Genomic DNA, 9,999 nt, shown 5'->3' on the forward strand with positions numbered 1-9,999 from the left:
TACCAACTGAGCTAGTGCCGCTTTCTTTATCTTGGGGGCTATGCCCTCTCAACACGGACGCATTCTACAGAGATTATTAAACGCGTCAATATAAAAAATGCTAGTTTTGAACTGTTTGCTTATTTTTTATCTAAAACGGTGTGTAATTAAACGTTTAGGATCAATTTTTGGTCAATTCTGACCATGCCGCTATTAAATACTGCAACATAGAACTAAGCGTTAAGAATGTTGCGACGTACAAAAGGCCATAACTTAAGTAGATCATCCATGTATCAAACTGCCAGATCAAACCAATAATGGCTAGCATTTGTGCCGCAGTTTTAAACTTGCCCATGTTTGATACAGCTACGTTGTCACGTTTACCCTGCTCTGCCATCCATTCGCGTAAGGCAGAGATAACAATTTCACGGCTAATAATCACTAATGCCGGAATAGTCATATACAAACTTTGATAGTGGCTTGATAAAGCAACCAGTGCTGCACACACCATTACTTTGTCAGCGACAGGATCTAGGAACGCACCAAAAGGCGTTGACTGATTTAAACGACGCGCTAGATAGCCATCAAGGATATCTGTGATTGACGCAAGCCAGAAAACAAACGCAGCTGCAAAAAATGCCCATGAAAAAGGCAAATAAAATATCACCAAAAAAATGGGGATAAGAAAAAGTCTAAAGGTTGTGAGTGTGTTTGGAATATTCCACATAACTACTTGGAGATGTCTTTTTTTACTATATTCGCACGAAGGCTAAGCCTTGTCATGCAAATGATTAAATATCTTTTCAGCCATTTCAGGGCTGATCCCAGGAACTTGTTTTAATTGGTCTATATTAGCAGCTTTTACCCCTTGCATGCCCCCTAAATATTTTAATAATGCTTGTCGGCGTTTTTGTCCTACGCCGGTAATTTCTTCTAACAATGATTGTGTGCGTTGTTTTTGTCGTTTATTACGATGCCCTGCAATAGCAAAACGGTGCGACTCATCACGAATATGCTGAATTAAATGCAGCGCTGGCGCATCTGAATCAAGTGGTATTGTTTTACGTCCGCCATCAATTAATAGCGTTTCTAAACCTGGTTTTCGACTAGTACCTTTTGCAACACCTACCAACAATGGCATTTTATTATGCGGCCAGTTTTCAAAATATTGCTCAGCACGAGATAATTGACCTTTACCACCATCGATAAAGATGACATCTGGAATTTTTTCTTCATCGACAACTTTGTTGTAACGTTTATTAAGTGCAAATTCCATCGCAGCATAATCATCACCACCTGTGATGCCAGTAACATTAAATCGGCGATATTCTTTATTATTTGGCCCTTGCGAATCAAACACCACACAACTTGCTACCGTGTTTTCACCCATTGTATGGCTGATATCAAAACATTCCATGCGATTAATATCATCTAGACGTAATGTTTCTTTTAATTGTGCGTAACGTTTATTAATGGAGTCTTGGGTACTTTGCTTAACACTAATGCTATTAAGGGCATTTTTATTAGCAAGCTTTAAATACTGTGCCCGCTCACCGCGATTAGCAACTTTTAAACTCACTTTACGTTCAGAGATAGCCGTAAGCGCTTCACTTAATGGCTCACTTTCTTCAATACTGAACGGTAAGATAATTTCTTTGGCAATACGCCCCGTTGCACCGGGTGCTAAATAATATTGACCTAAAAACGAGGTTAGAATTTCTTCTTCACCGGAGTCTTTTGGTACTTTAGGGAAATAAGTTTTACTGCCTAGCACTTTGTGGTCGCGGATCATTAATAAGTGAACCGCATTTAAACCATTTAAATGCGCAAAACCCACTACATCCATTTCGGCATGATTACCTGAAATAGATTGTTGCTCCTGCATTTTTCGAAGCAACATGATTTGGTCACGGACTTTGGCCGCAAGCTCAAATTTAAGTTCTTTACTTGCTTGCTCCATCTTTGTGACTAAATCGGCGATAACTTCATGAGATTTACCCAGCAAAAACTTACGGACAAAATCAACTTCTTGTTGGTACTCTTCATCGGAGATTTTATTTACACACGGTGCTGAGCAGCGCTTTAACTGATATTGTAAACAGGGACGGCTTCTCGCTCGATAATAGGCATCTTCACATTGGCGAACCGGAAAAATTTTTTGCATTAAACGCAAACTTTCAGAAACCGCTCCCGCACTTGGGAATGGACCAAAATATTCGCCTTTAATTTTTCGGCTACCACGATGAAAAGCAAGTCGCGGGTGCTTATGATCAGTTAACAGAATATATGGATATGACTTATCATCTCGCAGCAAAATATTATAACGAGGCTGATATTTTTTTATTAGATTGTTTTCGAGTAGTAAGGCTTCGGTTTCGGTGTTAGTCAGGGTGACTTCAATACCGCAAATATTACTGACTAAGACACGCGTTTTACTATCAGTTACATTGCTACGGAAGTAACTACTGACACGCTTTTTTAGATTTTTTGCCTTACCGACATAGATAACTTGCCCTTCACTATCAAGCATTCGGTAGACACCGGGCTCACTTGATAGTGTTTTTAAAAAACGGGCTGGTTCGAAATCAGACATTGAGCAAATTAATGCGAGCTATCAATGTCGATCATTTTATGACGAATTGCTAAATGGGTAAGTTCAACATCCCCACCTACATTTAGCTTTTCAAACATGCGATAGCGATAGCTATTCACCGTTTTTGAACTGAGGTTCAAACGCTCTGCGATGTCTTGCGCTTTCTCACCTTTAGTGATCATCAGCATGATTTGCAGCTCACGCTCGGACAAACTCTGGAAAGGGTTTTCATCTGTTCGCCCACTTACCTGGGCAAGCGCAATTTGCTGCGCAATTTCAGGCGCAATATAACGTTGTCCTGCATTCACTGCACGAATGGCGTTAACCATTTCATCAGAACCGGCACCTTTAGTCAGATAACCGTGTGCACCGATTTGCATTACTTTACTTGGGAATGGGTCTTCACAATGCACAGTAAGCACAATAATTTTTACATCTGGGCAATAACGACAGATTTTCTTTGTCGCTTCTAAACCGCCAATACCTGGCATATTCATGTCCATCAACACGATATCTGGTGAATGTTGACGGCAAAATTGCACCGCTTCTTCACCGGTTTTAGCTTCACCCACCACTTTAAAACCGCGAACATCATCAAGTATACGTCTGATCCCTGTCCGTACAAGTTCATGGTCATCAACTAAAAGTACATTAATCAATGGAACACCCTCAAATAACCAAATAGCTGCTTTCGCACAATTTAATGTGCCACATTAGCACAGAAAAAGTGAAACGATAAATCAAAATATCGTTTCACTAATTAAATTTAAGCAGATGCTTTCTCGCTGAAACGATCAACCCATAGGGCAATGATACCATCACCTGTTACATTACAGGCAGTACCAAAGCTATCTTGTGCTAAATAAAGTGCAATCATTAATGCAACCGCACCTTCATTAAAACCAAGCATACTTGTTAAAAGACCCAATGCCGACATAACTGCTCCACCTGGTGCGCCAGGCGCTGCAATCATTACAACGCCTAGCATCATAATAAATGGCAACATACCAAATAACGATGGTACATCCATATTCGGTGATAAGAACATGACAGCCATTGCACATGTCACAATCGTAATTGTTGAGCCCGATAAATGGATAGTTGCACATAAAGGTACTGTAAAGTTAGCCACATCTTCTTTTACGTTATTTGCTTTGCTTGAGCGAAGTGAAACTGGAATTGTTGCTGCACTCGACATTGTACCTAAAGCAGTAAAATAAGCGGGTAGCATATTTTTTACAAGCTCTAAAGGATTACGCTTTAGTAAAAGGCCTGTAGATACATATAAAACAGTAAGCCATAGCCAATGCATAATTAATGCAGCTAGCAAAACAATACCAAATGTTTGCAGCGTATCAACCACCGTACCTGCAACGGTCATTTCCGCAAATACACCAGCAATGTAAAAGGGTAACGCAGGAATAATTACTTTTGCTAGTAAGCCATCAATCACATCACGGCCTTGATCAGATACTTTCTTTAACGTATCAAGCTGTAATTGGCTCATACCAATACCAAAAATGAACGCCGCAGCAAGTGCTGTCATGACACTCATAAGTGGTGGGATTTCTAAATCAATAAAGCTGCCCACTTCGGTAGCAACTTCAGCCTCAAACGTTAAACCGCCGTCAAATAATGGGATCATAGCGCTAACAAGTAAAAACGCTAAGGTTCCAGCAATAACGGTTGAACCATATGCAAAACCAACTGTTTTTCCTAACAAGTGGCCTGACCCTTTTGGTAAACCAGCAATACCTGATGCGATAAAAAATAAAATAATTAATGGAATGGTAAAGGTGATCAACTGACCTATTATTTCTTTTACTGTGTAAAGGAGTTCAACACCTGTTAGTGGCACATATAAGCCCACTAAAATACCGGCAACAATACCAGCAATTAATTTTAGAATTAAATTCATAACGATCACTTCAATTTTTAGGTGGTAATCTTTTACCACGTTTTAGTTTACTTTTGTTATAAAACAGCCAAATTAACGTTTAACTGCGCAAATTACCACCACAGCTTGTTAGAATCTAATTTGAACGTAAATATATGCGCCCTGTCGCGTTGCATTTGTTAACAAAGTTGCAAATTAATAACATGCTCGCAGTTTTGAATACCCGTATAGTGCTTATGTATAAATCAATGTTAAGTGCCGCTCTATTGAGCGTGCCTTTTACCAGCTTGGCCACCAGCCAGCCTGTCACCCTTCCTTTTATTGCAGAGCAGGCAACAATCGACGGCCAGCTTAATGAACCAAGTTGGCAACGTGCCAAAAAAATTACCATAGGCAACGTTACTTGGCCTTACGAAAACAGTAAAAGCCCCGTCACCACCTACGCTTATGTTTATGAGGATGGCGAAACACTCTATGTAGGCTTTGAAGCGAGAGATCCGAACCCTGAACTTATTCGCGCCTTTTATCGTGATCGTGATGCTGCCTGGGATGATGACTTAGTTGGCCTAAAAATAGATTCATACAATAACTCTCAATTAGCCTATCAATTTTTTATTAATCCTCTTGGCGTACAACAAGATTCAATAGAAAACGAACTGACCAAACATGAAAGCTCATCATGGGATGGTATTTGGGATAGCGTCGGTATTATTCATGATAAAGGCTATACAGTTGAAGTGGCCATTCCATTACGCGTATTGAATTTTGACGACAGCGTAGCGACTAAAACGATGGCAATAGAGTTTTTACGCTTTTTACCGCGCAGTGAACGGTTACGTATCTCAAATATGCAGATTGACCACGGGAACAATTGTTGGATTTGCCAAATGCCAAGTTACCAAGGCTTTGAACAAGCAAAGCAAGGCAATAACGTAGCGATTATTCCATCTTTGGTGCTTGGCAAAAATGAGACCCGTGATATTGATGGCTCTCAAGTAGCTGATTGGGAGTCACAGAACAATACTGAAGCCAGCCTAGATGTTAAATGGGGGATCACCCCAGATATCACCTTAAATGCGACGATTAATCCTGACTTTTCTCAGGTTGAAGCAGATGTTGCACAATTGAGTGTGAACAATAACTTTAGTTTATTCTTCCCTGAAAAGCGTGCCTTCTTTTTAGATAACGCTGACTACTTTGCCTCTACACTTAACCTTATTCATACCCGTAATATTGCCCAGCCAGATTACGGCACGAAAATCACCGGCAGCAAAAATGGTCATACATTTGCCGGCTTCATTGCCAATGACACGCAAACCAATGTGTTGATCCCTGGAAATTTAGGTTCATCTCTTGTCGCCCTAGACGAGAAAAGTGAAAACGGTGCCCTGCGTTATCGATACGATTTTGAATCAGGCTTATCACTTGGGTCAACTGCAACACACAGACAAAGTGATGACTATAAAAACACAGTTTATAGTTTGGATAGTAAATACAAACCAACAGTAAACGATGTGTTCTTAGTGCAAGTATTAAAGTCACAAACGCAATACAGCCAAGATTTTATCGACGAGTTATGTGATGGTGATAACTGCTCACAACCCGAGCAAGTGAGTTGTGAATTAAATAGTGACTGCGACTACAACGAAGGTGTACTTCGTGTTTTAAGTAAAGAACAGCAATCAGGTACTGGTTACTACCTAAAGTATCAACACGACGAGAAGTACTGGCGCGCATTTGCCGATTATAATTACCGCGATGCTGATTTGAGAGCTGACTTAGGCTTTATCTCACAAGTTGATTTTAAAAAGTTTACGACTGGTGGCGAATACCGCTGGTATGGCGATAAAGGCAATTGGTGGAATCGCGCAAACCTTTATGCCGATTGGGATATTACTCACAACGAAAATAATGAACTTCTCGAAAAAGAAGCACAAACCAGCTTTTCAGTAAGCGGCCCGTTACAAAGCTTTTTTGAGGTCTCTGTTGAGCATCGTAATCGCACTGGCCTTCGCCACGACAAATCACGTTTAGATATCGACGGCAACACCGACTTGTTTAGCGAAAATGGCGTTGGCTTGTACAGTGACTTTAAACCCACCGCTGGGGTATTTGCTTCTTTATATATGTACACAGGTAATGCCGTTGATTTAGCTAATAACCGCGTTGGTGATAAGTTCCATATACGCCCTGTGCTGAATATGAACCTTGGTAAGCATTTTGAAGTGCGTTTACGTCATACTTATGAGCAACTTGAAGCCGATGGCAGTGAAGTATTTACCGCCAATTTAAGTGATGTGCGTTTAACTTACCAATTCAACGTGAATAGCTTTTTACGCCTTGCAGTCATTTATACCGATTTAGAACGCAATCAGGCTAATTACATAGATGATGTTGATAGCCAATATAAAAAGTTAGCCACTCAGCTACTGTATTCTTACAAGCTGAACCCGCAAACTGTCTTCTTTGCTGGTTACTCTGATAATGGCTATCAAGATGATGAGCTGTCATCAATGACTAAAGAGCAGCGTACGTTATTTGCCAAGTTTAGCTACGCTTGGTTGCTTTAAGACCCTATTAGCGCACCTTTTGGTGCGCCCTCCCCTTACTTTGTTTGCTTGTTCCTAAACTATATTAATTCCAACTGAAACTCGCACCTTGAGATGGTTTGGGTATCTAAGCCTATTCGCTATATGTTATAGCCAAACTTTACTTTCGTTTTTTATTCACCACAGTAAAGTGTGACTATTACAGATCAATAGCCTAAGCTCATTGATCACGATTGAATAAATTGCTTCCAAGGGAACAGTATGTCTAACATTTTTGAAGATAATTCATTAACGATTGGTAATACACCAATTGTAAAGCTTAACCGCGTAACATCAGGTAATGTTTTTGCTAAAGTAGAATCACGTAACCCAAGCTTCAGTGTTAAATGCCGTATTGGTGCTTCAATGATCTGGGAAGCAGAAAAGTCAGGTGTCTTAACTAAAGACAAAGAGTTAATCGAGCCGACTTCAGGCAACACTGGTATTGCACTAGCATTTGTAGCGGCTTCTCGTGGCTACAAACTAACTCTAACTATGCCTAACACAATGAGCCTTGAGCGTCGTAAATTATTAAAAGCGTTAGGTGCTAACCTAGTTTTAACTGATGGCGCTAAAGGCATGAATGGCGCAATTCAAAAAGCAAAAGAAATTCAAGCAAGTGAGCCTGAAAAGTACATTCTTTTACAACAGTTCGAAAACCCAGCTAACCCAAAAATTCACTTTGAAACAACAGGTCCTGAAATCTTTGAAGCAATGGACGGAAAAATCGACATTTTCGTAGCAGGTGTTGGTACTGGTGGTACTATTACAGGTGTTAGCCGTTACCTTAAACTAGAGAAAGGCTTAAATGTACAATCGGTTGCTGTTGAACCAACTAACTCGCCAGTTATTAGCCAAACTTTAGCTGGTGAAGAAATTAAACCGGGCCCTCATAAAATCCAAGGTATCGGTGCAGGCTTTATCCCTGGCAACCTTGATTTAGAAGTTGTAGATGCTGCAGAGCAAGTATCAAATGAAGATGCCATTGCCATGGCTCATGAACTGATGAAAAACGAAGGCATTTTAGTGGGTATTTCTTCAGGTGCCGCAGTAGTTGCTGCAAAGCGCCTTGCTGAAAAACCTGAAAACGCAGACAAAAACATTGTGGTAATTTTACCAAGTGCAACTGAGCGTTACTTATCAAGCCCATTATTTGCTGAAGAGTTCAGCGATAAAGAGCTTGTTCAGTAATCACCAAGAATCTCTTAGTTTTTAAAAAGGATGCAAACATGCATCCTTTTTTATTATCCTAAATAAATAAAACTATTAATTTTACCGAGTTAACTTTACATCATGCTCATTTAGTCACACACTTTATTTTAAGTTCACTCGAAAAACTACAACAATGAAAAATATACTTTTAATTTTTATCCTTTTAAGTAGCAGCATTCTTTCTGGTTGCGGCTCTGAAGATGCACCAAAAGGTGAAAAAAACACCCCTGGTAACGTAGCGACCCTCTATTTTGATGCTTTGTATAACCAAAACGATTTAAATAAAGCGATGGAATACGCCACGCCGAAAATGGCGCGAATTATGAAATCTTATGGTACCGCTGGGCAGTTCACTCGCAACTTAGTCAATATGCAATACGATGAAGTGGTGATTGAAGTCGATATGACTAACATGAGCTTGCGCGAACAGTATGGCGATAAAGCCAACATCAATTTGATTTTTACGGGTTATTTTAATGGTAAGAAAATTGATGATATGCGCAGTGTGAAAATGATGCGTAAAAAAGGCAATTGGTACATAGAAAAAATAAATGCCGATCCGTTTGCGCGATAATTGATTACTAAAACTAAAAAGGGCCTGATGGCCCTTTTTTGTTTTAGAGTATTACTGCGAACTGATATTCGTATTACTCTTCGTCAAACTCTTGATGTTGACGCTGTGCAGGACGCGCTAAGATTTCAACATAAAACGATGTAAGCTCTTTTGCTTCAATATCGCTAATACATTTATTAATCTCTGCCACGTGAACGACATTGGCCTCATCCGCTGATTCACCAAACTTACAGTCAAACGCCCAATAGTCGGCACCTGCTGGGAGTGTTTTATTACGCTCACGTTTCAAGTATTTTTTTACTTCGTGCTTGGCTGCATCAACCATACGAGGGTATTTAATTTTCTCGTGGTTTAGCGTGAATGTTTTCTTCATTATAGTCCTAGTAACTTGGTTCAATGACAATGGCATTAAGCCATAGACTGCTATTATAACAAGCGCATCTTAATTTAGCTGTACTTTTTATTAAGTTTATTCATAGTCTATGACAATTCGATTAAGCCTCGAATGCTAAGCTGTCGCCAAATGCAAAGGTTGATGTATCGCCTCATTACTAAGACTATCATAAAATGCGGCAGCGTCGATTTGTGGGCGCTCAACGGGTTTGTTTTTTTCATAAAAGCGTTTTCTAACTGCTGGCTCACAGTTATCAATCACTTCTAGCGGCACATGTTGCTTATCATCACGAACATTCAAAGGCTCTGGATTTAAGCAATGACGTAATTTTATATCTGATAAACCACCTTGCAATAGTCTAAATGCATTTTCTTGCCCAATTAGCATGTCAAACTGTTCGGGAGCTAATGGTTGTGTAGGACCAGCACCTAATTCAGTACGCAGAGCAGACTCAGATACTTCAGGATTGCTTAATTCAGTTTTTGGTAGGTGAAACTGGCTAAAATCGAGCGCATCATGAGAAAGCATTGCGAGTAATAAAGCAAACTCTCCAGAGCGGTGCTCGTGAACACTTTTATTTAGACGATTATCGAGTTGACTCTCTGTGAGCAACAAACCATCAATTTGCATAGTCTTTAGCCAAATAGTTTCTTGATTAACCAGTTATCGGCATTTATGCATTTTTCTTTAGTTTTTTTCTTTACTTAAAAAATCAGTTTGCTATTATCAGCGCCGTTGCATTGGAGGGGTTCCCGAGCGGCC

Annotated in this window: 9 protein-coding genes; 3 read left to right on the forward strand and 6 right to left on the reverse strand. The window is 39.9% G+C overall.

Features of this window, described 5'->3' with window-relative positions; genetic code table 11:
• Window positions 1-160: 160 nt before the first annotated feature.
• The 4 genes from pgsA to CWB80_RS12205 all read right to left on the reverse strand — a co-directional run bounded on the left by pgsA (window position 161) and on the right by CWB80_RS12205 (window position 4,490).
• A complete protein-coding gene (gene pgsA / locus CWB80_RS12190) occupies window positions 161-706 on the reverse strand; it encodes a CDP-diacylglycerol--glycerol-3-phosphate 3-phosphatidyltransferase (protein ID WP_054564017.1) in 546 nt (181 codons plus the stop codon).
• A 42-nt stretch (window positions 707-748) separates the two neighbouring features.
• Window positions 749-2,572 carry an excinuclease ABC subunit UvrC gene (gene uvrC / locus CWB80_RS12195; protein WP_054553646.1) on the reverse strand — a complete coding sequence of 608 codons (1,824 nt, stop codon included), beginning with the start codon at window positions 2,570-2,572 and terminating at the stop codon, window positions 749-751.
• An 8-nt stretch (window positions 2,573-2,580) separates the two neighbouring features.
• Entirely contained in the window at window positions 2,581-3,231 is a 651-nt protein-coding gene (uvrY, locus tag CWB80_RS12200; RefSeq protein WP_054553647.1) for a UvrY/SirA/GacA family response regulator transcription factor, read from the reverse strand.
• A 107-nt stretch (window positions 3,232-3,338) separates the two neighbouring features.
• Window positions 3,339-4,490: a dicarboxylate/amino acid:cation symporter gene (locus CWB80_RS12205; RefSeq protein ID WP_054553767.1), complete on the reverse strand. Its 1,152-nt coding sequence runs from the start codon at window positions 4,488-4,490 to the stop codon at window positions 3,339-3,341.
• A 215-nt stretch (window positions 4,491-4,705) separates the two neighbouring features.
• Between CWB80_RS12205 and CWB80_RS12210 the strand changes: the two genes are divergently transcribed.
• The 3 genes from CWB80_RS12210 to CWB80_RS12220 all read left to right on the forward strand — a co-directional run bounded on the left by CWB80_RS12210 (window position 4,706) and on the right by CWB80_RS12220 (window position 8,843).
• Window positions 4,706-7,039 carry a carbohydrate binding family 9 domain-containing protein gene (locus CWB80_RS12210; protein ID WP_138602130.1) on the forward strand — a complete coding sequence of 778 codons (2,334 nt, stop codon included), beginning with the start codon at window positions 4,706-4,708 and terminating at the stop codon, window positions 7,037-7,039.
• A 240-nt stretch (window positions 7,040-7,279) separates the two neighbouring features.
• Window positions 7,280-8,248, forward strand: a complete 969-nt coding sequence (cysK, locus tag CWB80_RS12215; protein WP_054553648.1) for a cysteine synthase A — start codon at window positions 7,280-7,282, stop codon at window positions 8,246-8,248.
• 154 nt (window positions 8,249-8,402) lie between these two features.
• The gene (locus CWB80_RS12220; protein WP_138602128.1) at window positions 8,403-8,843 is read left to right on the forward strand and encodes a hypothetical protein; all 441 of its coding nucleotides are present in this window, start codon (window positions 8,403-8,405) and stop codon (window positions 8,841-8,843) included.
• Between the two features lie 73 nt (window positions 8,844-8,916).
• Here CWB80_RS12220 and CWB80_RS12225 read toward each other — a convergent pair whose 3' ends face one another.
• Both CWB80_RS12225 and CWB80_RS12230 read right to left on the reverse strand, forming a co-directional pair.
• Window positions 8,917-9,216, reverse strand: coding sequence for a DUF6172 family protein (locus CWB80_RS12225; RefSeq protein WP_054553650.1), 300 nt, complete (start codon window positions 9,214-9,216; stop codon window positions 8,917-8,919).
• A gap of 135 nt (window positions 9,217-9,351) precedes the next feature.
• Complete coding sequence (locus CWB80_RS12230; RefSeq protein ID WP_138602126.1) at window positions 9,352-9,867, reverse strand: VC2046/SO_2500 family protein; 516 nt, start codon at window positions 9,865-9,867, stop codon at window positions 9,352-9,354.
• Between the last annotated feature and the right edge of the window lie 132 nt (window positions 9,868-9,999).

It is taken from the genome of Pseudoalteromonas sp. S1650 (assembly GCF_005887195.1).
Lineage (GTDB): Bacteria > Pseudomonadota > Gammaproteobacteria > Enterobacterales > Alteromonadaceae > Pseudoalteromonas > Pseudoalteromonas simplex.